The sequence below is a fragment of the Streptomyces sp. CS113 genome, from assembly GCF_002188365.1.
GTDB classification, from domain to species: Bacteria; Actinomycetota; Actinomycetes; order Streptomycetales; family Streptomycetaceae; genus Streptomyces; species Streptomyces tendae.
Genome location: NZ_KZ195574.1, coordinates 7,785,235 through 7,807,679 on the forward strand (window position 1 = coordinate 7,785,235; position 22,445 = coordinate 7,807,679).

Genomic DNA, 22,445 nt, shown 5'->3' on the forward strand with positions numbered 1-22,445 from the left:
ACCTAGACAGACCGCGAGTCCTTCGTGTGACACCGTGCGGCCGGGGCGCGTACCCGGCCGGCCGTGGCGCGGTGTCACAGACCCGCACGGTGTCCGGTCAGGAGGGCGAGCGGTCATCACGACCGGAGACCACCCCGTGACGGCGGACGATGTGCCGCCCGGTCACGGGGGAACCACGGAAGGTGCGACTCGATGTCGGAGAATGCACAGCACGCCCACCACGGACACGGAACCGGCGACGCGGACGGTCCGAGCTGGACCCGCGCGGCGAAGATGCTCCAGGACGCCTCGCCGATCGTCGTCCCCGAGGGCGCCTCGGCGATGACCATCCACGTCGAGTGGGAGCCCGGCGACCCCGGCACCCCGCCGCACCGCCACTCCGGCCCGGCGTTCGGCTACGTCATCAAGGGCGCCGTCCGCTTCGAACTGGAGGGTGAGCCCGAGCGTGTCGTCGAGGCCGGCGGCACCTTCTGGGAGCCGGGCGGCGACGCCATCCACTACCAGGACGGCAACGCGCTCAGCGACGAGAAGACGGAGTTCGTCGTCACGATGATGTGCGCGCCCGGCAAGCCCATGCTCGAACTGGTCGACGAGGCCGAGCTGAAGGAGCGCGCCCACCTGCGCGCCCCCCGGCCCACCGCCTGACCCCGGTCGGGCACGCACGACGGGGCCCCGCACCCGTGACACCGGCCAGGCCGGGAGGTCACGGATGCGGGGCCCCGTCGTCGCGCGGTACCAAGGCTCCCGCTCCTACTCCACGAAGTACGAGTCGTGCCGGTCGAAGAACGCGGCACGCTCCTCCTCGGAAGCGTGCCCCAACTGGGAGACCTGCTCGAAGTACTCCTCGCGCGGGGCGCCCGGGGTGAACAGCAGCAGCATGTCGGCCGGTGCGTCGGAGTCGTTGCGGAAGGCGTGCAGCCCGCCCTGGGGGACGTGCAGGAAGTCACCCTTGCGGGCGTCGACCCACTGCACACCGTCGAAGACGCGCACGGTCCCGTCCAGGATGAAGAAGGACTCCGAGATCCGCTTGTGGAAATGGGTCTTCGGGCCGCCCGCCCGGGGCCGCATCTCGACCCGGTACAGCCCGAACTCGCCCCGTGTGGTGGCCGTGGTGGCCAGATAGTGGGTGGCGTCCTTTCCGGTGCCGCTCTCACCCAGGTTCGGCGGTGTGGTGGCCGGCCGGAAGACGGCGCTGACCTCGCCGTCCTCACCCCAGTACTTCTGCTCCGGGTACGGGTACGACATGTCTGGTTCCTTTCGTACGGCAAACGCCGCGCGCGGCGCCGGTTGTCATTCGACGGCTTGATGATGGGCGAAGCGGGACACCAGCGGCGGTTCCGTCAGCCAGCCGTGGGTGTGCCCGTGCGCCGGACGAGGGGCGGTGGCGGACCGTCGCAGCGTGAGAAGGGCGACCGACGCGCCGACGGCGAGCAGGAGCGCGCACAGCGGCATGGCCCGGCCGAAGGAGGCGTCGAAGGCCGCGTCCGACCGGTAGGCCTCCGGCCCCATCCCGACCAGCAGCGGGAGCGCCGCGACGGACACCAGCCCCGCCGCCCGGGCCGCGGCGTTGTTGATGCCGCTGGCCAGCCCGGCGTTCGAGGCGTCCACCGAGGCGAGCAGGGTCACGGTCAGGGGGGCGACCATGACGACCATGCCGGCGCCCATCACCAGGAGGGCCGGGAGGATGTCCTGGACGTAGGACGCGCCCGGACCGACCCGCAGCATCAGCAGCATGCCCGCTCCGCACACCAGCGGGCCGACGGTGAGCGGGGCCCGCGGCCCCAGCCGCTGGGCGAGCGTCCCGGCGTGGGACGAGAACAGCAGCATCAGCACGGTGTTCGGCAGCATCGCCGCCCCCGCGGCCAGCGCCGAGTACCCGACGACGATCTGGAGTTGCAGCGCGGTCAGGAAGAAGAACCCGCCCGTCCCCGCGTAGACGCACAGGGTGATCACGTTGACGGCGGTGAACTGCCGGGAGGAGAAGATCGCCAGCGGCATCATGGGGTCGCCGCTGCGCCGTTCGACGCGGAGGAACGCGGCCCCCGCGACGACACCGCCGACGGCCGCGGCGACGGCCACGGTCCCGCCGTCGCGCGCCTCCGTCAGCGCGTAGGTGACCAGCGCCAGGGCCAGAGCTCCCAGGACGGCGCCCGGCACGTCGAAGCCGACCCCGCGCCGGGCCCTCGCGCCGGCCGTGGGCACCGCTTCCTTGCGCGGTGCGCCCACGGACTCCGGAACATGGCGCAGGGCGACGGGGACGCACAGCAGCGCCGGGACGGCGCTCAGCACGAAGGTCCAGCGCCAGCCGGGCCCGTCCACCAGCCACCCGCCCACGAACGGCCCCAGGGCGGCGCCGATGCCGCCGAAGCCGGACCACAGGCCGATCGCGCGCGGCCGGTCGTCCGGATGGAAGGAGGCCTCGATGATCGCCAGTGACCCGGGCGTGAGCAGCGCGCCCCCGACGCCCTGGAGGGCCCGGGCGGCGATGAGCGTGGTGGTGTCCGGAGCCACCGCGCACAGCAGCGAGGCGACCGCGAACCACACCAGGCCCAGGACGAAGATGCGGCGCCGTCCGAACCGGTCGCCCAGGGAACCGCCCAGCAGGATGAGTCCCGCCAGGGTCAGCATGTAGGCGTTCACCGTCCACTGGAGGACGCCGAGATCGGCGTCGAAGTCCTGGCCGATGCGCGGGAGCGCGATGTTGGTGACGGTCGAGCCGAGCAGTACGACACTCGAGCCCAGGACGGTGGCCAGCAGGGTCCACCGCCCACGGGCGCCGGCGATGCGGAGGGAAGCGGTGCTCTCGGGAGCGGGGGAGGGGTTCATGTCGAGTCCTGGGGTGGCGTGGGCCCGAGCGGTCCGTCGCCTGCTCGGGGGTCGGGGTGAGCAGGCGACGGACGGCACGCGTCCGGCCGGGCTGCCGCGCGGCCGGAAAGGCTGCGTCAGCCGAACATGCCGGGCTTGTAACCGCCCGCGGGCTGCTGGTTGATGACGTTGATCCGGTTGTAGGCGTTGATGACGGCGATCAGCGAGATCAGCGCGGCGAGCTGGTCCTCGTCGTAGTGCTTCGCGGCCTCGGCCCACACCTCGTCCGAGACACCGCCGGAGGCGTCCGCGATGCGGGTCCCCTCCTCGGTCACCGCCAGGGCGGCGCGCTCGGCGTCCGAGAAGACCGTGGCCTCGCGCCACACGGCGACCAGGTTCAGTCGCTGCTGGTCCTCGCCCGCCGCGGCGGCGTCCTTGGTGTGCATGTCCGTGCAGAAGCCGCAGCCGTTGATCTGGCTGGCCCGGATCTTCACCAGTTCCTGAGTGGCGACCGGCAGAGCGGCCTGGACCGCCGCACCGGCCGAATTCAGGTGCTTCATGACCTTGCCCGCGAGGGCGTTGCCGAAGTAGTTGATGCGCGCGTCCATGACGTATCTCCTCAAGGGTGGAACGGTTACGGACCATTGACCGGGTGCCCGCGCGTTCTGTGACAGCCGCATGCGCCCGCACGCACGGCACCCTCCGTTCCCCGGCCCCGCGGTCCGCAGGCATGACATGACTCTGGGCACACCGTGTGAAGAAGAGTGCATCGCGGCCCGCGTTCGGTGTGGTCGCCGGGTGCGGGCGGTTAGCATCGAGGAAGAGGACCGGGCCCATCGGCCCGAGTCGGCGCCGCACTCCCGGGCCCCGGGTACGGCGAGCGCCCCATCAGCGAACCCCAAGGTGATCACCATGGCTACCGAGAGCGTCCTGCACCCCAGTCTCATCGTCCCGATCGGACACGTCGAGCCCGTTCCCCGCCGCATCCGGGGAATGGTCGGGGGCCGTGTCGCCTTCGACACCCGCCGCGCGCTGTACGTGTGGGAGTGGCAGGCGTACCCGCAGTTCAGCATCCCGATCGAGGACTTGGCGGAGGGTGTGCTCGACGACGACAAGCACGCCGAGCAGCTCGGCGCCGGGCCCGCGCACCGCCACACCCTGCGGGTCGGCCCGGAGGTCCGCGCGGGGGCCGCCTGGGTCTGGGGGGAGGGCGCCCCCGAAGCCCTGCGCGACACGGTGCGCTTCGAATGGGAGGCGCTGGACGCCTGGTTCGAGGAGGACGAGCCGGTCTTCGTCCATCCGCGCAGCCCGTACTCGCGGGTGGACGCGCTGCGTTCGCGCAGCACCGTCCGGGTCGAGGTGGACGGCGTCGTGCTGGCGGAAGCCTCCGGCTGCGTGAAGCTGTTCGAGACCGGTCTGCCGACCCGCTACTACCTCGACCCCATGAACATCGACTGGACCCGGCTGCGGCACTCCGACACGGTGACCCGGTGCCCCTACAAGGGAACGACGAGCGACTACTGGTCCTTCGACGGCGACACCGGCGCCCACGAGGACATCGCCTGGACGTACGACTTCCCGACCATCCACGCCAACCGCATCGCCGGACTGACCGCGTTCTACAACGAGCACGTCGATCTGTACGTCGACGGCTTCCTGCTGCCGAGGCCGGTGGACCCCACCCGGGTCGCCGCCGACTAGCGACATCTGTGCGGGCTCGACACGTCACACATCGACTCCTCGCGCGGTCTCATGAGGTGGAAAGCCATCCAAAAGCCTCATCACCGCAAGGAGTGACCATGAGCGACATCGTTCTCGAGCCCGCCGCGCAGGACTTCGCCGACGCCACGGCCAAGCCGCCGCTGCTGTACGAACTCGGTGTCGAGGGCGCCCGCAAGCTGCTCGACGACGTCCAGTCCGGTCCGGTGGAGAAGCCGGACGTGGACGAGAAGTGGATCACCGTGCCCGTCGAGGTCGGCGACGTGCGGGTGCGCATCGTCAAGCCCGCCGGCACCACCGGCGTACTCCCCGTCGTCCTCTACGTGCACGGCGGCGGCTGGATCCTCGGGAACGCGGGCACCCACGACCGTCTGGTGCGGGAACTGGCCGTGGGCGCGGAGGCGGCCGTGGTCTTCGTCGAGTACGACCGCTCCCCGGAGGCGAAGTACCCCGTCGCCATCGAGCAGGCCTACGCCACCGCCCAGTGGGTCACCACCAAGGGCGCCGACGAAGGCCTGGACGGCTCCCGCATGGTCGTCGCCGGTGACTCCGTCGGCGGCAACATGAGCGCCGCCCTCACCCACATGGCCAAGCGGCGCGGTGACGTGACGTTCCTGCACCAGTCCCTCTACTACCCCGTCACCGACGCCGGGCAGGACACCGAGAGCTACCGGCTCTTCGCGCACGGACCGCACCTGACCGCGAAGGCCATGGAGTGGTTCTGGAACGCCTACGCCCCCAATCCGGCGGAGCGGGACCAGATCACGGCCTCGCCGCTGCGCGCCACCCCGGAGGACCTCCAGGGGCTGCCGCCCGCGTTCGTCGTGGTCGACGAGAACGACGTGCTGCGCGACGAGGGCGAGGCGTACGCCCGCAAGCTGATCGAGGCCGGGGTGCCGACCACGAGCGTCCGCTACAACGCCAGCCTGCACGACTTCATGATGCTGAACCCGGTCCGCGGAACGCAGGCCTCCAGCGCGGCGATCGAGCAGGCGATCCACGTTCTGCGCAAGGCCCTCGGCACCGACTGATCCGGAAAGGACACCCTCATGAGCGCACAGAAGCCGACCGTCGTCCTCGTGCACGGCGCGTTCGCGGACTCGTCCAGCTGGAACGGCGTCGTCCAGAAACTCCGCTCGCACGACTACCCGGTGGTGGCCGCGAGCAATCCGCTGCGCGGGCTGACCGAGGACAGCGCGTACGTCAGACAGCTCCTGGAGTCCATCGACGGGCCCGTGGTCCTCGCCGGGCACTCCTACGGCGGCTCGGTCATCAGCAACGCCGCGAAGGGACTCGGCCACGTCAAGGCTCTCGTGTTCGTCGCGGCGTTCCTGCCGGACGAAGGCGAGAGCGCGGTCGACCTGTCCGGCAAGTTCCCGGGCAGCACCCTCGGGGAGACGCTCCGCCCGGTGCCGGTCACGCTCCCCGGCGGCGGCCGGGCCGCGGACCTCTACATCGAGCAGAGCATATTCCACCAGCAGTTCGCCGCCGACGTCCCGGAGGAGACCACGGCGGTGATGGCGGCCACCCAGCGGCCCGTGGCCGACGCCGCGCTCGCGGAGGGCGCCTCGGCGCCGGCGTGGAAGGACATCCCGTCCTGGGTCCTCGTGGCCGCCGACGACCGCAACATCCCGGCCCAGGTGCAGACGTACATGGCCGAGCGCGCGAAGGCCACGGTGGTGCACGTCACCGCTTCCCACGCGGTCAGCGTGTCCCGTCCGGGCGACGTCGCCCGGCTGATCAACGAGGCGGCGCAGGCGACCGGCTGAGCGGAGGGTGGGCCGCCGCCCCCGGGAGGACCGGCGGCGGCCCACCGGCACCGCGCCCGCCGCGGCGCCGCGTCACGACCCACCGGAGTGACACGGGAGTACCTCATGAACACGAGCAAGCAGGCCGCTCGCGGGCTGGCCGACCTACAGGCGTTCCTGTACCGCGAGGCGCACCTCAGCGCCGCTCGCCGAAGGGTGTCCGCCTTCACGGCGAAGGCCGACGGGCTGACCCACGGGCAGCGGATGGACCTGGAGCGGTGGTACCTGGAGGAACAGAAGTACGTCGCCCGCATGGTGACCGAGCACATCGCGGAGCGCATCGGCGCGGCCGAGGCGGCGCACCGCCTCCGGTTCGGCCGCTGGCTGCGCGGCACCATGATCGCCATGACCGCGATCGGCCTGACGATCTTCGTGTGCACGGCGGTCGTCGTGGGATCGATGACCTGATCCGCCCACGCGGCACCGGGGCACCGCGAGATCCGTAGCGGCGGCTTCCGGCCAGTGGACCCGGCCGGAACGCGAGGCCGGGAGGACCGGCACGCGGCAGAAGGCGGAGGCGGGCGCAGGCAGGGGCGCCGTACCCCAGGGTTCCGAGCGCCTGCGCGCGAGCTTCGGCAATCAGTTTGAGACAGGTCTACAGAAAGTGAAACGCCGGGGTATCGTGACAGCCGGGAGGCTGCCATGGTGAGGGACGGCGCACGGACCGAGCTCATCGGGCGGCAGGACGAGTGCAAGGTCCTCGACGACCTCCTCGCGCAGGCCAGAGCGGGCCGCAGCGGAGTGCTGGTGGTGCGCGGCGAGGCCGGCATCGGCAAGACCGAGCTCCTGAACCACCTGCTCGACCGGGCCACCGGATGCCGCGTCGTCAGAGCGGTCGGCGTGCAGTCCGAGATGGAGCTCTCCTACGCCGGGCTGCACCAGCTCTGCGCACCTCTGCTCTCCCACCTGGACAGTCTCCCCGAGCCGCAGCGCAACGCCCTGCGCACGGCATTCGGAATGCAGATCGGTGACGCTCCCGACCGGTTCCTGGTCGGCCTGGCCACGTTGAGCCTGCTGGCCGCCGCCGTCGGCGACGAGCCGTTGCTGTGCATGGTCGACGACGCGCAGTGGCTGGACCGCGTCTCGGCCCAGACGCTGGAGTTCGTCGCCCGACGGCTGCTCGCCGAACCCGTCCTGCTGGTCCTGGCCGTCCGCGAGTCCGGCTCCCGCGAGGTGTTCACGGATCTTCCGGAGCTCGCCGTGCGCGGACTCGGCGAGCGCGATTCCCGAGAGCTCATCGACTCGGTCGTCACCGGCCCGCTCGACCAGCGGGTCCGCGACCGCATCGTCGCCGAGACGCGCGGCAACCCGCTGGCCCTGGTGGAGCTGCCGCGCGGCCTGACCCTCCTCGAGATGGCCGGCGGATTCGGCGCCCCGGAGAGCCGCCCCCTGTCCAGCCAGATCGAGGCGGGTTTCCTCCGCCGTATCCGGTCCCTCTCCGCGCAGACGCAGCAGTTGCTGCTCATCGCCGCCACCGAACCGGTCGGCGACGTCTCCCTGCTGCGGAGCGCCGCCGAACGCCTCGGCATCGACGTGGACCGTGCCGCGACCGAAGCCGAGGCGTCGGGTCTGCTGACCCTCGGCACCTGGGTCCGCTTCCGCCACCCACTGGTGCGCTCCGCGGCCTACCGCGCCGTCGGGTTCGAGGAGCGCCGGCGCGTGCACGCGGCCCTGGCCGAGTCGATCGACGCCACGCTCTATCCCGAACGCCGTGTCTGGCACCTCGCCAGCGCCGCGTCGGGCCCGGACGAGAACGTCGCCGCCGAACTGGAGGGCTCCGCCGGGCGGGCGCACGCGCGCGGGGGTGTCGCCGCGGCGGCGGCCTTCCTGGACCGGGCCACCGCGCTGACCCCCGACCCGGTGCGCCGCGGAGCCAGGGCACTGGCCGCGGCGCGGGCGAAGTACCAGGCGGGCGCCTTCGACACCGCGAGGGAACTGGTCGACGCGGCGGAGCTGAGCCCGCTCGACGAGGTCGGAGCCGGACGCGCGACGTTGCTGCGCGGGCAGATCATGTCGGCGGCCAAGAGCGCCAGCGCCGGACTGCCGCTGCTGCTCGAAGCGGCGAAGCGGCTCCAGCCGTTCGACTCCGCACTCGCCGACCAGACGTACCGGGACGCGATCTACGCGGCCCTGACCGCGGGCCGACTGGCCACGGGCGGGGTCCGGGACGTCGCCGACGCGGTGCTCAGCACGCCGGGCCACATCGGCACCGAGAGCCGGGAGACCCGCCTCCTGACCGGTCTCGCCCGGGTGGTGACCGAGGGCTACGCGGTGGGCGCGCCGATCCTCCTGGACGCCGTGGCGGCGTTCCGGGACGGGGAACTCTCCCGGGAGGAGGGCCTGGGCTGGCTGCCGTTCGCGTGCCGCATGGCCCACAACACCTGGGACTTCGCCGCCTGGTCCGAGCTGTCGGCGCGGCTGGTCGACCTGGCCCGCGCGAACGGAGCGCTCGCCGTACTGCCCTCGGCCCTCCTGCTGCGCCTGTCGAACCGGGTGTTCGCCGGCGACCTGCGCGGTGCCGCCTCCCTGACCGTGGAGGCGAACGCGATCGGCGAAGCCACCGGCAGCAGCTTCTTCGCCCACTACGGCGCACTCGTCCTGGAGCCCTTCCGAGGGCGGGAGCCGGCCACCCGGCAGGCCATCGAGACCCTCACCCAGGACCGCCTCCTGCGCGGGGAGGGCAAGGTGGCGACGGCCACCCAGTGGGCCGCCGCCGTCCTCTACAACGGCCTCGGCAGGTACGAGGAGGCCTACGCCGCGGCCGAGCGGGGCTGTGAGAACCCGCAGGAGATGGGCCTGTCCCTCCAGTCCCGGGTCGAACTCGTCGAAGCGGCCGTGCGCCTCGGACGTACCGAGCGGGCCGCCGGGGCCGTGCGCGCGATCGAGGAGATGGCCCGGGTCAGTGGCACCCCCTGGGCGCTCGGCACGTCCGCCGCGGCGCGCGCCCTGGTGAGCGAGGGCGAGACGGCCGACGCCCTGCACCGGGAGGCGATCGAGCGGCTCGACACGGCCGGGGTCCGGATGGACAGCGCCCGCGCACGGCTTCGGCACGGCGAGTGGCTGCGCCTGGAACGGCGACGGGCGCAGGCGCGCACCCGGCTGAGTGAGGCACACGAGATGCTCGACGCCGCCGGGGCCGAGGCGTTCGCGGAACGCGCCCGACGCGAGTTGAACGCCGTCGGCGTCAAGGTGCGCGGCCGCGCCACGGCTCAGACCGCGGTCCTCACCGCGAAGGAGGTCGAGATCGCCCGGCTCGTGCAGGGCGGCTTCACCAACCCGGAGATCGGCGCGCGGCTCTTTCTCAGCCCGCACACGGTCGAATGGCATCTGCGCAAGGTCTTCGCGAAACTCGGCGTCTCCTCCCGCAAGGAGATCGGCTCGGTGCGGCTGGAGGCGATGGCGACCGCGCCCTGACCCGCGCGGCGAAGGCCGGCTCAGACGTGCGACGCCTCCGGTTCCGCCAGCAGCGCGGGCACCGTGACGATCTTCGCCTCCCGGGCCAGCAGGCGGTGGACGGGACAGCGCCCGGCCGCCGCCAGCAACTGCTCGCGCTGAGCGGGCTCGAGGTCGCCGGTCAGCCCGACGTTCTTGACGATGTCACCCTGCTTCCCGAACCGCACGGCCACGTCGATCCGCTCCAGTGGCCAGTCGTGCCGGTCCGCCAGGGCCCGCACGGCCATGGAGGTGCAGGACCCCAGCGCGGCCAGCAGCAGCTCGCCCGGGGTGGGGCCCTCGTCGGCGCCGACGGGCTCGGGCTCGTCGGCGGTCAGGTGGTGCGTGCCGATCGAGACGGAACGGGTGAGCCGGGCGCCTTCGGCGACGGTCACGATGCGCGTGATCATGGGTCTTCCTCTCGGCCGGGGTACGGGGGCCGGACGGAGTCCGTCAGCCCCCTCTTCCGCAGTGACCGAGCGGCGCGGGCGAGTGTGACACTTCCGCCCGTGCGGGGGTGTCACAGAAGAAGCGTGTGTCCTGTCAGCAGGGTGTAGCGCACGAACCATGTCGGCGGGAAGAGGCAGCACATGCGGGTGGCCGTGGCCGGAGGAACCGGTCTGGTGGGCAAGTACGTGGTGGCGGAGTTGCGGGACACCGGGCACACCCCCGTGATCCTCGCCCGTTCACACGGTGTGGACCTCACCACCGGCGAGGGTCTGGCCGCGAAACTCTCCGGCAGCGACGCGGTGATCGACGTGGCGAACATCGTCACCACGAGAAGGAAGACCGCCGTCGACTTCTTCTCCCGGACGACCGGCCACCTGATCGCCGCCGCGCACGCCGGCGGGGTCGCGCACATGGTCACCCTGTCCATCGTCGGCAGCGACGAGGTCGACTTCGGGTACTACTTCGGCAAGCGCGCCCAGGAGGAACTGGTCCGCGACTCCGGCCTGCCGTGGACGGTGGTGCGCGCCACCCAGTTCTTCGAGTTCCCGGAACCGCTGCTGAACAGCGCGTCACCGGTGGTCATGGTGCCGAGGATGCTGACGCGGCCCGTCGCCGCCCAGGACGTCGCCCGGACACTCGTCGAGCACGCCGTCGAGGGCCCGGCGGGCATGGCACCCGAGATCGCGGGACCCGACCAGCTGGAGATGGTGGACATGGCGCGTCGCATCGCGCGTGCCCGGGGCCGACGCCGCCTCGTCGTGCCGGTGACGCTCCCGGGCAAGGTCGGCAAGGCCATGACGACGGGCGGTCTGCTGCCACGCGGGGAGTACCTGCGCGGCCGCCGGACCTTCGACGCCCACCTGGCGTCCCTCCGGGTGGCCTGACGCCCGGTCGGGCGGTGCCGCTCACAGGGCCGTGCCCAGCAGGCGCCGGGAGGTGATGCCCAACTTGGCGTACACCTTCCGCAGATGCCATTCCACGGTGTGCGGGCTCAGGAACAACTGGGCGCCGATCTCGGAGTTGGTGAGCCCGTCCCGGGCCAGGCGTGCGATCTGGCTCTCCTGAGGCGTGAGCGCCGCCGCGGCGGCGGCGTCGCGGCGGGCCACCGTCTCGCCGGTGGCCCGCAGTTCGCGGACGGCGCGTTCGGCGAACGCCTGCGCGCCGAACCGGGTGAACAGGGCGTGGGCCGTCCGCAACTGCGCACGGGCGTCGGCGCGGCGGCCCTCCCGCCGCAGCCACTCCCCGTACAGCAGACGCGCCCGGGCCGTATCCATGGCGGCCTGGGTGCGGCCGAGCCGCTCGATCGCCTCCCGGTACAGCTCCTCGGCCGCCGTCGCGTCACTGAGCAGGGCGCGGCAGCGCAGCTGGACGCCCATTGCCCAGTCCGTGGCGGCGGCGTCCGTCTCCCGGGCCAGCCGGACCAGTGCCGCCTCGGCCACGTCGAGCCGGCCGCTGCGCGCCCCGGCCTCCACCACCTCCACCAGCCCCCAGCCGGCCGCGACCAAGTCCCGCGGATGCGCGCTCGCCCGACGGGCGGCCTCCAGCGCCTCCTCGTACCGGCCCAGGCCGTTGAGGAGCACCGCCTCCGCCCGGCTCGCGACGGCCACCCCGATGCCCTCACCGCGGCCGAGGGCATCCTCCGTGCCGCCCTTGATCAACGGCGCGGCTTCGCTCGCGTGGCCCTGCCAGGCGGCGAGCGTCATCGTGCCGTACGGCGAGAAACCGCTGCCGACCGCCTCCTGGACCCGGCCGGTCTCCGCGAGGAGCAGCGCCGCCGCGTCCAGTTCACCGGCGGTCGTGTGGACGACCACCCGCGAATTGAGCGCCAGCGGCAACTCGGTCAGCGCGCCGACCGCACGGGCGGTGCGTACGTGGCGGGTGACCAGTTCCGTCCAGGCCTCGTGGTCCCACAGGTCGGCCGCCAGTGCCGAAGCCACCCACGACCAGCGCAGTACCTCGTCCGGCTGGGTCTCCCGGCGGAACGCGCGCACCGCCTCGCGGGAGACGGTGACCGCGTCGCGGTACCCGTCGAGGAAACGGGTGGTGAGCGCGTCCAGCAGCAGATCGGCGTTGCGCGGCGGTCCGGTGCGGGACGGGGCCGTCCCGCGCGCGGCCGCCGCCACCTCGCCCACGAGCGCCTCCGACGTGAGGCGTCCGGCGAACATGGCGGCCGACAGGGCGTCCAGGAACGTCTCGCGGGCCAGGCCCACATCGAGCGGGACCAGGCGTCGCGCGGTGGCCAGCAGTCTGGGGAGCACTTCGTCCACACGGCTGGAAGCGAAGGTGATCCGGGCCTCGACGAGATCCGCGCGGGCCCGGCCGAGTTCGTCGAGCGTGCCGGCCCGTGCCAGCTCCAGCAGGTCGCGCGCCGCGGCGGGCGCACCGGCGCGCAGCTTCGCCTGAGCCGCGGCGAGGGCGCGCGTCGCCTTGCGCCGCGGGTGCGGCGTCAGTACGGCCGCGTGGGCGAGGAACGCGGCCGCCGCGGCGGTGCCGCCCCGCGCCCGCGCCCGTCCGGCCGACGACTCCAGCTCCGCGGCGATGGCCTCGTCCGGCCGGACCGTGGCCCGCGCGAGGTGCCAGGCCCGGCGGTCGGGGTCGAGGCCGGGGTCCGTCGCTTCGGCCAGCACGCGGTGCACCTCCCGCAGCTCCGCGAGCCCGGCCGACCGGTAGATCGCGGAGCGCAGCAGCGGATGCCGGAAACGCACCAGCGTGCCGACGTCGAGCAGCCCCGCCGTCACCGCCGGCTCCACCGCGTCCGGGGCGACGCCCAGTCGCTCGACGGCGCTGCGGAGCAGCGACACGTCACCGACCGGCTCGGCGGCGGCCGCCAGCAGCAGGCGCTGCGTCGGCTCCGGGAGCGAGCGGACCCGCGCGAGGTAGCTCCGCTCGATACGGCCGGTCACCCTTCCGGGACCGTGCGGAGCGGACCCCTCGACCGCTTCCGGGTCGACGTGGCCGTGGGGGAGTTCCAGCAGCGCCAGGGGGTTGCCGCGGGCCTCGGCGAGGACGCGGTCGCGGATCCGCTCGTCCATCGGGCCTTCGGCGCTCGCGTCCAGCAGCGCGCGGGCGTCGGTGTCGTCCAGCCCGTGCAGCGTCAGCTCGGGCAGGCCGGCCAGGTCGTCGCGCCCCCGCTGCTCACGGGTGGCGAAGACCAGGGCCAGCGGTTCGGCGAGCATCCTCCGCGCCACGAACGCCAGCGTCTGCGCGGAGACCCGGTCGAGCCACTGGGCGTCGTCCACGAGGCAGAACAGCGGTCGCCGGGCGGCCACGTCGGTCAGCAGCCCGAGCACCGCCAGACCGACCAGGAACCTGTCCGGGGGCGGCCCCGCGCTCACCCCGAACGCCGTGGCCAGCGCTTCCGCCTGCGGGGGCGGCAGGGAGCCGGCGTGTTCGAGGAAGGGCGCGCACAACTGGTGCAGTCCCGCGAACGGAAGCTCCATCTCCGACTCGGCGCCCGCTCCCCGGGCGACCCGGTGGGCGGTCACGCGTGCCGCCAGATGATCCAGCAGGGCGGACTTCCCGATGCCGGCGTCGCCGCGCAGCACCAGCACCGCGCTGCGGTCCGCCTCCACCTCCGAGACCAGCCCGTCCAGCACGTCGTACTCACGGCGTCGGCCACGCAGCCGCTCCGGACCGTCCCCGCTCACGCAGCCCCCCACACGCGGGGAGCATAACAACACGGCGTGCGGCCGGGGCAGGGGGCGGTCGACTCGCGCCGGTGCCCCGGCGCCGGAGCCGTCCGGGCCGGACGTACCGCACCGCGCGGTACGTCCGGGCCGGACGTACCGCGCGGTGGCCGAGGCCGGTGACGTCTCCCGAGCGGTACGCGTCGCCCGGCGCGCGCCGGCGGTGCTCTCGGACCCGGACGCCCGGACGCCCGGACGCCCGGACGCCCGGACGCCCGGACGCCCGGACGGCCCCGGCGACCGGTCGGCCGCGCCCTCGTGGTGCGGGCCGGGAGCGGCGGGCGGCGCCTCGCGCCGCGGCCGCGACGTCCCACGGCAGTGCCGCGCGCACACGGTCCTGTGACCCGGATCATGGGTCCTGGAGAGCATGGATGTCCCGCGCCGCGAGGTGTTCGCTGGGCGGCATGAACGAAAGCCCCAGGATGCCTTTCCCGACCCCGTCCCACTGGATCGACGGCCGTGCCGTCACCGGCTCCGGACCGTTGATCGACGTGGTGAACCCCGCCGACGAGTCGGTCGTCGCCCACGTGCACGAGGCCACCGCCGAAGACGTGGACATGGCAGTCGACGCCGCGGTCGCCGCCATCCCGGGATGGGCCGCGACGCCCCCGCGGCACCGGGCGGACGTCATGCGACGCCTGGCCGAGGGTGTGCAGAAGCGGAGCGAGGAACTGGCGGCCGCCATCACCCTGGAGATGGGCGCCCCCATCGCCTTCTCCCGGCAGGCGCAGGTCGGATTCCCGGTCGCGTCCACCCTGGCCGCGATCGCCGCGGCCGAGCGGTTCGAGTGGAGCGAGACGGTCGAGAACTCCCTCGTCGTCCGCGAGCCCATCGGAGTGGTGGGGGCCATCACCCCGTGGAACTTCCCGTTGCAGCAGCTGGTGACCAAGGTGGTCCCGGCGATGCTGGCGGGCAACACGGTCGTCCTCAAGCCCTCGGAGATGTCTCCGCTCAGCGCCCGGATGTTCGCGGAGATCGCGACGGAGGCCGGGCTGCCGAACGGTGTGTTCAACGTGGTGCAGGGAACCGGCCCGGTCGTCGGTGAGGCCCTGTCCCGCCACCCGAAGATCGACATGATCTCCTTCACCGGGTCCACCCGTGCCGGCAAGAGCGTCTCCGGCGCCGCCTCCGCCACGGTGAAGCGGGTGGCACTCGAACTGGGCGGCAAGGCGGCCCACATCATCCTCCCCGAGGCCGACCTCGACTCCGCCGTCCCCCGAGGACTCGCCTTCGCCTGGGCCAACGCCGGCCAGGCCTGCGGTGCCTACGTGCGCATGCTCGTGCCCGCGGACCTTCAGGCGACCGTGGTCGACAAGCTCCGGACCGCCGCCCAGGACTACGTGGTCGGTGATCCGGCCGCCGAGGCCACGCGGATCGGACCCCTCGCCTCGGAGACCCAGCGCCGCCGCGTCGACGACTACATCCGGCGCGGCATCGCCGACGGCGCCACCCTCGTGACGGGCGGCCCCGGCCGACCCGAGGGGTTCGAGACCGGCGCCTACGTCAGGCCCACGATCTTCTCCGACGTCGCACCGGAGTCGGTCATCGCCCAGGAGGAGATCTTCGGCCCCGTTCTCGTCGTCATCCCCTACACCGACGTCGAACACGCCGTCGAGATCGCCAACGGCACGGTCTACGGCCTCAACGCCGCGGTGACCGGGGACGAGGACCATGCCATGGCGGTCGCCATGCGCCTGCGTGTCGGTCAGGTCGACGTCAACGGCGGCCAGCACAACTTCCAGGCGCCGTTCGGCGGATACAAGCAGTCCGGCAACGGCCGGGAGATGGGCCGCGCGGGCCTCGAGGAGTTCCTGGAGACCAAGGCGATCACACGCTGACGCACCCTGCCACCGTGTCCGCGCACAACACACTGTCGGCCGGGAATGACGGACCCCGGACCCGACGTTCACCTCGTTGATCCACCGAGTCGCGACCGTGCGCCCCCGACGGGGCGCACTGCCGCGTGCGAAAGGACGACCATGGCAGACCGCGCGGCGCTGGCCGCCTTCCTGCGGGCCCGCCGGGAGGCTCTGCAACCCGAGGACGTCGGGTTGCCCCGCGGCCGCCGCAGGCGTACCGGAGGGCTGCGCCGCGAGGAGGTCGCGGCCCTGTGCGACATGTCGGTGGACTACTACAGCCGGCTGGAGCAGCCGCGGGGCCCCCACCCCTCGGAGCAGATGCTCACCGCGATGGCCCGCGGCCTGCGCCTGTCACTGGAGGAACGCGATCTCCTGTTCCAGCTCGCCGGCCACGCCCTGCCGCGCCGGGCGCGACGAGGTGATCACGTCGCGCCGGGGATGATGCGCATCCTGGACCGGCTGGAGGACACTCCCGCCCAGGTGATGAACCACCTGGGCGAGACGCTGGCCCAGACACGCCCCGCGGTGGCCCTGCTGGGTGACCAGACGGCCCGCACGGGACTGGCCCGCAGTTTCCACTACCGCTGGTTCACGGACCCCGCCGCCCGCCTGATCCACCCCGAGGGCGATCACGCCGAGCAGAGCCGTCTCATGGTGGCCGACCTCCACAGCGCCTACTCCCGCGACGGGGGCGACTCGGGTGCCGCCGCGCTCGTGGACGCGCTGAACCGGGAGAGTCCCGAGTTCGCCGGCCTGTGGCGGCAGCGCCCCGTGCTGGGACCGTACTGCGCCTCCAAGCGCTTCGTGCACCCACAGGTCGGAACCCTCGAACTGCACTGCCAGACACTGATCGATCCCGACCAGTCCCAGCGGCTCGTGGTCTACACCGCCACACCGGGGACGGAGAGCCACACCAACCTCCGGCTGCTGTCCCTGCTGCCGGCCTTGTGACGGTGCGGCTCTCACGCCTGCCGGGGGTCAGGCCCAGTCGAGGGCGTGCTCGTGGGCCAGCCTCGGCATGCGGTCGAACGCCGGAGGTCCGGCCGGGTGCCCGATGTTGACCACGAGGATGGAGTGCCAGTCGCTGTCGGCGAAGAACTCCTTGTCGATTCCGGCCGGGTCGAAGCCGGCCATCGGACCGGCGGCCAGGCCCAGGGCGCGCACGGCGAGGATGAAGTAGCCGGCCTGAAGCGGTCCGTTGAAGGAGGTGATGGCCTCGCGCTGGGCGGGCTCGCTCTCGAAGTACTCCTTCATCTCCGGGCGGATGGGCAGGACGTGCGGGATGTGCTCGTGGAAGCGGTGGTCCGCGGCGAGAACCGCGACGACGGGCGCCGAGGCCGACTTCGGCCGGTTCCCCTCGTCGAGGTGCGGCAGCAGGCGCTCCTTGCCCTCGGCCGTACGGACGTACAGGACACGCAGCGGCTGGGTGTTCGCGGCGGTCGGTGCCCAGCGGGCGAGTTCCCAGATGGCGGTGAGCGTCTCGTCGTCGACCGGAGTGTCGGCGAAGGAGTACGCGGTGCGGGCGTCGGTGAAGAGCGCGGCGCCGGCCTCGGCGGGGATGCGGGGGAGAGGTCCGGAAACGGACATGGGGATGCTCCTGGCTCGTGTGCTCGTAATGAGGGAGTGACTGCGATAAGCCTGGTCACTAGGAAAAACAGAGCGACCTTCGGCAGAGTAGCACCCGGTTACCCTGAGGGCATGGAGAAGGCGAAGGGCACTCGATCGGCCGACGCGGACGGCGCGGCGGCGGAGCAGCACCATCCGGCGGCTTGCGACGGTGCGCTGAGCAAGGCTTTCAGCTTTCTCGGCAAGCGATGGAACGGCGTCATCCTGGCCACCCTCCAGCACGGACCCCTGGGCTTCGCCGAGTTGCGGCGCGCTGTGGAGGGCATCAGTGACTCGGTCCTCTCGGAACGGCTTTCCGAGCTGTCCGCCGCCGGTCTCGCGTACCGCGAGGTGGAGCCCGGCCCGCCCGTCACGGTGCGCTACCGCCTCACTCCGGACGGGACCGCCCTGATGCCCATCCTCGGCGAGCTGGCCGGATGGGCGTCCCGGCACCTTCCGGACACGCCGACCGCCCGGCGCGGCGGCCGGGGTTAGACCGTCGCCGCCCCGGTCGTACGAGAGGACCGACCGGCTTGCGGGGCCCCGTGTGACAACCTTGGCACCATCTCACATGTGGAGTGTGTCACAAGGTATGGACACACGGTGTGCTCTGTGTTCCAGGTATTGTGAAGGGGATTGCTCCCGGCATTCGATGCGGGAGTTCGCCGTCCCCGGAGCACCTGAGGAGCCACGCGCATGATCGCCAGCCCGCTTCCGGACCTGGTCGGCCGGCACCGCGAGTGCGGGGCACTCGACGATCTCCTGGCAGAGCTGCGTGAAGGCAGGTCCCGTGTGCTGGTGATCCGCGGCGAAGCGGGCATCGGGAAGACGGTGCTGCTGGAGTACCTGGCCGCGCACGCGGCACGGACGAAGGTGACCCGGGCGCAGGGCATCGAGGCGGACATGGAGCTGCCCTACGCGAGCCTGCACCAACTGTGCACGCCGTTCCTCGACCAGCTGGACCACCTGCCGTCACCCCAACGGGAGGCCCTGCGCGTGGCGTTCGGCATGGCGGCCGGTGATCCGCCCGACCGCTTCCTGGTCGGCCTCGCCGTCCTCACGCTGCTCACCCGCGCCTCGGAGGCGCGACCGGTGCTCGTTCTGATCGACGACGCGCAGTGGCTGGATCAAGTTTCCCTGCAAACCTTGGAGTTCGTCGCGAGGAGGCTGCTTGCCGAGGCGGTCGCGATGGTGTTCGCGGTGCGCGACCCCGCAGGGCAGGAGGCGCTGACCGGTCTGCCGGCCCTGCGTATCGGCGGCCTCGACGCCACCGCCGCCGGGGAACTGCTGGAAACCGCCGTGGGCGGGCGACTGGAGAAGCGGATCCGGGACCGGTTCGTGGCCGAGATGCACGGCAATCCGCTCGCTCTGCTGGAGTTCTCCCGAGGCCGCAGTGCCGCCGAACTGGCCTACGGCCTGGACTCGTCCGGTCACCCGATCGTCCAGGGCCCGGTCGCGAGCCGGATCGAGCGGGACTTCGCCCAGCGGCTCGGGTCGCTGCCGGAGGCGACGCGGACGCTGCTGCTGATCGCCGCGGCGGAACCGGTCGGTGACGCCCGGCTGCTGGCCCGCGCGGCCGCCACGCTCAAGATCACCCCCTTCGCCGCCCCGGCCAAGGTCGCCGGCCTGATCGAGCTGGGCGAGTCCGTCCGGTTCCGGCATCCGCTGGTCCGTTCGGCGGTCTACCACCAAGCCGCACCCGAAGCGCGCCGATCGGTGCACCGGGCCCTGGCCACTGCCACCGACCCGGTCCTGGACCCCGACCGGCGCGCCTGGCACGCCGCCCAGGCCGCGGACGGACCGGACGAGGAGGTCGCCGCGGGACTGGAGCGCGCGGCCGGCCGCGCCCGGCAACGCGGCGGCATCGCGGCCGAGGCGGTACTGCTGGAACGCGCCGCCGAGGTGACACCGGACCGCCGTTCGCGAGGGCGCCGTGCCCTGGCGGCAGCGGAGGCGCACTTCTCTGCCGCCGCGCCCGACCGGGCCACGGAGCTGGCCACCGTGGCCGAACTGTGCCCCCTGAGTCAGCTGGACCGCGCTCGCCTGGCGCGGCTGCGGGCCAGGATCCTCTTCGCCCGCAGCCGCAGCGACGAGGCGGCGCCCCTGCTCCTCGACGCGGCCGCGCAGTTCACCGCCGCCGGGTCGCCGCTGGCGCGGGAGACATACCTGGAGGCGATCAGCGCCACCATCTTCGCCGGCCGTGTCCACGGCCCCACCGGGGCACGCGCCGCCGCGATCGCCGCCCGCGCGTCCGGCGCGCCCCCTTCCGGCTCCGAGGCCGCCGACCTGCTCCTGGACGGTGTGGCCGCGCTCCTCACGGACGGTTACGAGACCGGTGTGCCGGCGCTGCGCGGCGCCCTGGAACTGCTGGCCACCGAGGAACTGCCCACCCGGGAGGCCACCGTGCGGTGGCTCCTGCTCGTACCGGTGGCGCTGGAGGCGTTCATCCACTACGCCTGGGACCTGCACGCGTGGGACACCCTGTCCAATCGCGCGGTGCGCCTGGCCCGTGACATCGGCGCGCTCGGCGCACTGCCGCCGGCCCTCGTCTACGCCGGCGGAGTGCACATCCACTACGGCGACTTCGCCGAGGCGGACCGGATGATCGACGAGGCCGACGCCCTGGCCGCCGCGACCGGTCACGCCCCGCACAAGTACGCCACGCTGGTCCTGGCCGCCTGGCGGGGCGAGGCGGACGTCGCCTCCGGGATCATCGAGGAGGCCAGGCGGCGGGCCGACCAGCGGGGCGAGGTCTCCCTGCTGGGCGCCACGGGCTACATCAAGGGAGTGCTGTACAACGGCCTGGCACGGTACGAGGAGGCCCTGGAGGCGGCGCGTACCGGCATCGAGCACGACGGATTCAACTTCGTCGGTCTGTCACTGATCGAGCACATCGAGGCCGCCACCCGGTGCGGTGAGCTGGACCAGGCCAGGTCCTCACTGGACCGGCTGCTCGATCTCACCCGCGCGGCCGACTCGGGCTGGGCCGGCGGCGCCGCGGCCCGTAGCCGGGCCCTGCTCGCCGACGGCGAGGAGGCCGACCGTCTCTACCGTGCGGCGATCGTGGAGTTCGAGCGCGGCGGCGTCACCGTGGAGGTGGCCCGTAGCCACCTGCTGTACGGCGAGTGGCTGCGCCGCACCCACCAGCGATCGCTGGCCCGCGAGCACCTGCGTACGGCTCACGAGATGTTCGACGGCATGCGGGCGCACGCCTTCGCCGAGCGGGCCCGCCGCGAGCTGCTCGCCACCGGGGAGCACGTCCGGGTGCGGGAGGCCGCGGTGACCAGCGCGCTCACCCCCCAGGAGTCACAGGTGGCCACGCTCGCCGCCGACGGCATGACGAACGCGAAGATCGGCGCGGAGCTGTTCATCAGCCCGCACACCGTGGAGTGGCACCTGCGCAAGGTGTACACGAAGCTCGGGATCAATTCCCGTCGCGCGCTGCCCGGTGCCCTGGCGAGCACCCCGCCCACGGGCCGGGACGACGAGGGCCTGGTGCGTGCGGGCTGAGTCCGTAGGCCCTGGCCCCCCGGGGCCCCACGGACTCGACTACGGACAACAGGGGCGCGATGAGGGGTGTCACGGACGGAGGGTGGAGCCATCGCCCCTGAAGGGGCGCTTGTTCACCCGAAGGAGTCCCGATGTCCGCGCCCAGTCCGGAGACCACCACGCCGGCCGACACCCCGGCCGCCCGGCCTGCCGAGGGTGACCTGGACACCGCCCTCCACGTTTTCCTGGCCCAACGCAACCGGCTGTTCCGCATCGCCTACCGGATCGTCGGGGACGCCGCGGGAGCCGAGGACGTGGTCCAGGAGGCGTGGGTGCGCTGGCAGCTCACCGACCGCGCGGAGGTCAAGAACCCGGTCGCGTTCCTGACCACGACCACGACCCGCCTGGCCATCAACGTCATCCAGTCCGGGCGGCGCCGGCACGAGATGCCGGCCGAACCGCGTTTCGCCGACCTCGGTGACCTCGCTTCGTCCGACGACCCCATGCTCCGCGCCGAGCGGACCGCAGCGATCGAGTCGGCCCTCGCCCTCCTCATGGCCAGGCTGACGCCGGACCGGCTGGCCGCCTATGTGCTGCGCAAGGGCTTCGACTACACCTATACGGAGCTGGCGAAGCTGCTGCGGATCAGCGCCCCGAACGCTCGCGTGGTGGTCCACCGCGCCCAGGCCCGACTCGACAGCGAGCGCGAGCGTCCGATCCCCGTCGAGTCGCACCGCCGTCTCGTCACCGCGTTCCGGACCGCCGCCGACACCGGCGACCTCGACGGTCTCGTACGACTGCTCGTCCCCGAGGAGCGGGTGCGCCGCCTGCCACAGCCGTCCCGCAGACCGGTCGGTCCTGCACACGTCCCGGCCCGTCAGGCCGCGTGACGACGAGCGGCGAAGCGGGCTCGCTCCGCCCGGGGCGGCGGAGTTCGCGCCGCCGGACCTCCACCGGCCCCCTGGTGTCACATCCGGGGCCTCCGCCCTGTCTTCCTTGTGCGGGCAAGCGGGTGCGGCTCACCTGCCGCGCCCTCGCGCCGGGAGACCGCCCCGGCACCGAGCAGCCGGACGCCGGGGACAGCAGGGAGGTCACCACCCATGAGCGACGATGCCAGGTTGATCAGCCAGTGGAACAGGCTGACCCGGGTCCACCGCCGGATCGAAGCCCGTATGGAGCGGCACCTGCACCGGCAGCTGGGCCTGGGCGTGAGCGAGTTCTACGCCCTCCGCACGTTGAACGAGGGGGTGGCAGCCGGCACGGGACTGCTCTATCTGAGCGACCTGGCCAACGGGACGGGGCTGAGCCAGTCCGCCACCAGCCGCCTGGTCACACGCTTGCAGGAGCGCGGCCTGATCACCACGCACACCGCGGCCAACGACCGCCGGAGCATCGAGATCGAGCTCACCGCCGTCGCGCACGACGTGTTACGGCTGGGATCTCCCCTGCTGAGCCAGGCGGTCGAGGAGGTCGTGCGCCAGCTCCACGTCGAGGAGACGGACAAGGACCTGCTCCGCTACCTGCGTGGAGGAGGGAGCGACGGTGCGGGGACCCATGTTCGACAGGCGCCGAACGTTCGGTAGCATGGCCGT

General features: G+C 72.7%; 19 protein-coding genes. 13 read left to right on the forward strand and 6 right to left on the reverse strand.

Features of this window, described 5'->3' with window-relative positions:
- Window positions 1–192 precede the first annotated feature (192 nt).
- The gene (locus tag B9W62_RS35115) at window positions 193–645 is read left to right on the forward strand and encodes a cupin domain-containing protein (RefSeq protein WP_087810951.1); all 453 of its coding nucleotides are present in this window, start codon (window positions 193–195) and stop codon (window positions 643–645) included.
- Between the two features lie 105 nt (window positions 646–750).
- Here B9W62_RS35115 and B9W62_RS35120 read toward each other — a convergent pair whose 3' ends face one another.
- The 3 genes from B9W62_RS35120 to B9W62_RS35130 form a co-directional block, all read right to left on the reverse strand.
- A complete protein-coding gene (locus B9W62_RS35120; protein WP_059296912.1) occupies window positions 751–1,245 on the reverse strand; it encodes a cupin domain-containing protein in 495 nt (164 codons plus the stop codon).
- A gap of 45 nt (window positions 1,246–1,290) precedes the next feature.
- Complete coding sequence (locus tag B9W62_RS35125; protein WP_087810952.1) at window positions 1,291–2,826, reverse strand: MFS transporter; 1,536 nt, start codon at window positions 2,824–2,826, stop codon at window positions 1,291–1,293.
- 116 nt (window positions 2,827–2,942) lie between these two features.
- Window positions 2,943–3,413 carry a carboxymuconolactone decarboxylase family protein gene (locus B9W62_RS35130; RefSeq protein ID WP_003972014.1) on the reverse strand — a complete coding sequence of 157 codons (471 nt, stop codon included), beginning with the start codon at window positions 3,411–3,413 and terminating at the stop codon, window positions 2,943–2,945.
- Window positions 3,414–3,717: 304 nt separating this feature from the next.
- Between B9W62_RS35130 and B9W62_RS35135 the strand changes: the two genes are divergently transcribed.
- The 5 genes from B9W62_RS35135 (at window position 3,718) to B9W62_RS35155 (ending at window position 9,746) form a co-directional block, all read left to right on the forward strand.
- Window positions 3,718–4,506, forward strand: a complete 789-nt coding sequence (locus B9W62_RS35135; RefSeq protein WP_087810954.1) for a DUF427 domain-containing protein — start codon at window positions 3,718–3,720, stop codon at window positions 4,504–4,506.
- 98 nt (window positions 4,507–4,604) lie between these two features.
- A complete protein-coding gene (locus tag B9W62_RS35140) occupies window positions 4,605–5,555 on the forward strand; it encodes an alpha/beta hydrolase (protein WP_087810955.1) in 951 nt (316 codons plus the stop codon).
- A gap of 18 nt (window positions 5,556–5,573) precedes the next feature.
- Window positions 5,574–6,293: an alpha/beta fold hydrolase gene (locus B9W62_RS35145; protein WP_087810957.1), complete on the forward strand. Its 720-nt coding sequence runs from the start codon at window positions 5,574–5,576 to the stop codon at window positions 6,291–6,293.
- A 105-nt stretch (window positions 6,294–6,398) separates the two neighbouring features.
- Window positions 6,399–6,740 (forward strand): hypothetical protein, encoded by a 342-nt coding sequence (locus B9W62_RS35150; protein ID WP_087810958.1) that lies wholly within the window; start codon window positions 6,399–6,401, stop codon window positions 6,738–6,740.
- Between the two features lie 234 nt (window positions 6,741–6,974).
- On the forward strand, window positions 6,975–9,746 hold the full coding sequence (locus B9W62_RS35155) for an ATP-binding protein (RefSeq protein WP_087810959.1): 2,772 nt from the start codon (window positions 6,975–6,977) through the stop codon (window positions 9,744–9,746).
- Between the two features lie 20 nt (window positions 9,747–9,766).
- Here B9W62_RS35155 and B9W62_RS35160 read toward each other — a convergent pair whose 3' ends face one another.
- Window positions 9,767–10,174 (reverse strand): OsmC family protein, encoded by a 408-nt coding sequence (locus B9W62_RS35160; RefSeq protein ID WP_087810960.1) that lies wholly within the window; start codon window positions 10,172–10,174, stop codon window positions 9,767–9,769.
- Window positions 10,175–10,354: 180 nt separating this feature from the next.
- On the opposite strand from B9W62_RS35160, the gene B9W62_RS35165 reads away from it, so the two are divergent.
- On the forward strand, window positions 10,355–11,098 hold the full coding sequence (locus B9W62_RS35165) for an SDR family oxidoreductase (protein ID WP_087810961.1): 744 nt from the start codon (window positions 10,355–10,357) through the stop codon (window positions 11,096–11,098).
- A gap of 21 nt (window positions 11,099–11,119) precedes the next feature.
- Here B9W62_RS35165 and B9W62_RS35170 read toward each other — a convergent pair whose 3' ends face one another.
- The gene (locus B9W62_RS35170; protein WP_179235814.1) at window positions 11,120–13,861 is read right to left on the reverse strand and encodes a helix-turn-helix transcriptional regulator; all 2,742 of its coding nucleotides are present in this window, start codon (window positions 13,859–13,861) and stop codon (window positions 11,120–11,122) included.
- Window positions 13,862–14,271: 410 nt separating this feature from the next.
- On the opposite strand from B9W62_RS35170, the gene B9W62_RS35180 reads away from it, so the two are divergent.
- Both B9W62_RS35180 and B9W62_RS35185 read left to right on the forward strand, forming a co-directional pair.
- Window positions 14,272–15,738 (forward strand): aldehyde dehydrogenase family protein, encoded by a 1,467-nt coding sequence (locus tag B9W62_RS35180; protein ID WP_087810964.1) that lies wholly within the window; start codon window positions 14,272–14,274, stop codon window positions 15,736–15,738.
- Window positions 15,739–15,879: 141 nt separating this feature from the next.
- A complete protein-coding gene (locus B9W62_RS35185) occupies window positions 15,880–16,710 on the forward strand; it encodes a helix-turn-helix transcriptional regulator (RefSeq protein ID WP_087810965.1) in 831 nt (276 codons plus the stop codon).
- A 27-nt stretch (window positions 16,711–16,737) separates the two neighbouring features.
- On the opposite strand, the gene B9W62_RS35190 is transcribed toward B9W62_RS35185, so the two are convergent.
- Window positions 16,738–17,346 carry a malonic semialdehyde reductase gene (locus B9W62_RS35190; RefSeq protein WP_087810966.1) on the reverse strand — a complete coding sequence of 203 codons (609 nt, stop codon included), beginning with the start codon at window positions 17,344–17,346 and terminating at the stop codon, window positions 16,738–16,740.
- A 111-nt stretch (window positions 17,347–17,457) separates the two neighbouring features.
- On the opposite strand from B9W62_RS35190, the gene B9W62_RS35195 reads away from it, so the two are divergent.
- The 4 genes from B9W62_RS35195 to B9W62_RS35210 all read left to right on the forward strand — a co-directional run bounded on the left by B9W62_RS35195 (window position 17,458) and on the right by B9W62_RS35210 (window position 22,436).
- A complete protein-coding gene (locus B9W62_RS35195; protein ID WP_087810967.1) occupies window positions 17,458–17,859 on the forward strand; it encodes a winged helix-turn-helix transcriptional regulator in 402 nt (133 codons plus the stop codon).
- Window positions 17,860–18,060: 201 nt separating this feature from the next.
- The gene (locus B9W62_RS35200) at window positions 18,061–20,874 is read left to right on the forward strand and encodes a helix-turn-helix transcriptional regulator (RefSeq protein WP_087810968.1); all 2,814 of its coding nucleotides are present in this window, start codon (window positions 18,061–18,063) and stop codon (window positions 20,872–20,874) included.
- A gap of 131 nt (window positions 20,875–21,005) precedes the next feature.
- A complete protein-coding gene (locus tag B9W62_RS35205; protein ID WP_087810969.1) occupies window positions 21,006–21,743 on the forward strand; it encodes a sigma-70 family RNA polymerase sigma factor in 738 nt (245 codons plus the stop codon).
- Between the two features lie 210 nt (window positions 21,744–21,953).
- Window positions 21,954–22,436, forward strand: coding sequence for a MarR family winged helix-turn-helix transcriptional regulator (locus tag B9W62_RS35210; protein WP_087810970.1), 483 nt, complete (start codon window positions 21,954–21,956; stop codon window positions 22,434–22,436).
- The last annotated feature ends 9 nt before the right edge of the window (window positions 22,437–22,445 follow it).

Excerpts from the sequence above, each read along its gene's own strand:
- B9W62_RS35115 (WP_087810951.1), top strand. The coding sequence starts at position 193 with ATGTCGGAGAATGCACAGCACGCCCACCACGGACACGGAACCGGCGAC.
- B9W62_RS35140 (WP_087810955.1), top strand. The coding sequence starts at position 4,605 with ATGAGCGACATCGTTCTCGAGCCCGCCGCGCAGGACTTCGCCGACGCC.
- B9W62_RS35195 (WP_087810967.1), top strand. The coding sequence starts at position 17,458 with ATGGAGAAGGCGAAGGGCACTCGATCGGCCGACGCGGACGGCGCGGCG.
- B9W62_RS35130 (WP_003972014.1), bottom strand. The coding sequence starts at position 3,413 with ATGGACGCGCGCATCAACTACTTCGGCAACGCCCTCGCGGGCAAGGTC.
- B9W62_RS35210 (WP_087810970.1), top strand. The coding sequence starts at position 21,954 with ATGAGCGACGATGCCAGGTTGATCAGCCAGTGGAACAGGCTGACCCGG.
- B9W62_RS35155 (WP_087810959.1), top strand. The coding sequence starts at position 6,975 with ATGGTGAGGGACGGCGCACGGACCGAGCTCATCGGGCGGCAGGACGAG.
- B9W62_RS35145 (WP_087810957.1), top strand. The coding sequence starts at position 5,574 with ATGAGCGCACAGAAGCCGACCGTCGTCCTCGTGCACGGCGCGTTCGCG.
- B9W62_RS35150 (WP_087810958.1), top strand. The coding sequence starts at position 6,399 with ATGAACACGAGCAAGCAGGCCGCTCGCGGGCTGGCCGACCTACAGGCG.
- B9W62_RS35180 (WP_087810964.1), top strand. The coding sequence starts at position 14,272 with ATGTCCCGCGCCGCGAGGTGTTCGCTGGGCGGCATGAACGAAAGCCCC.
- B9W62_RS35190 (WP_087810966.1), bottom strand. The coding sequence starts at position 17,346 with ATGTCCGTTTCCGGACCTCTCCCCCGCATCCCCGCCGAGGCCGGCGCC.
- B9W62_RS35165 (WP_087810961.1), top strand. The coding sequence starts at position 10,355 with ATGCGGGTGGCCGTGGCCGGAGGAACCGGTCTGGTGGGCAAGTACGTG.
- B9W62_RS35160 (WP_087810960.1), bottom strand. The coding sequence starts at position 10,174 with ATGATCACGCGCATCGTGACCGTCGCCGAAGGCGCCCGGCTCACCCGT.
- B9W62_RS35125 (WP_087810952.1), bottom strand. The coding sequence starts at position 2,826 with ATGAACCCCTCCCCCGCTCCCGAGAGCACCGCTTCCCTCCGCATCGCC.
- B9W62_RS35200 (WP_087810968.1), top strand. The coding sequence starts at position 18,061 with ATGATCGCCAGCCCGCTTCCGGACCTGGTCGGCCGGCACCGCGAGTGC.
- B9W62_RS35185 (WP_087810965.1), top strand. The coding sequence starts at position 15,880 with ATGGCAGACCGCGCGGCGCTGGCCGCCTTCCTGCGGGCCCGCCGGGAG.
- B9W62_RS35205 (WP_087810969.1), top strand. The coding sequence starts at position 21,006 with ATGTCCGCGCCCAGTCCGGAGACCACCACGCCGGCCGACACCCCGGCC.
- B9W62_RS35135 (WP_087810954.1), top strand. The coding sequence starts at position 3,718 with ATGGCTACCGAGAGCGTCCTGCACCCCAGTCTCATCGTCCCGATCGGA.
- B9W62_RS35120 (WP_059296912.1), bottom strand. The coding sequence starts at position 1,245 with ATGTCGTACCCGTACCCGGAGCAGAAGTACTGGGGTGAGGACGGCGAG.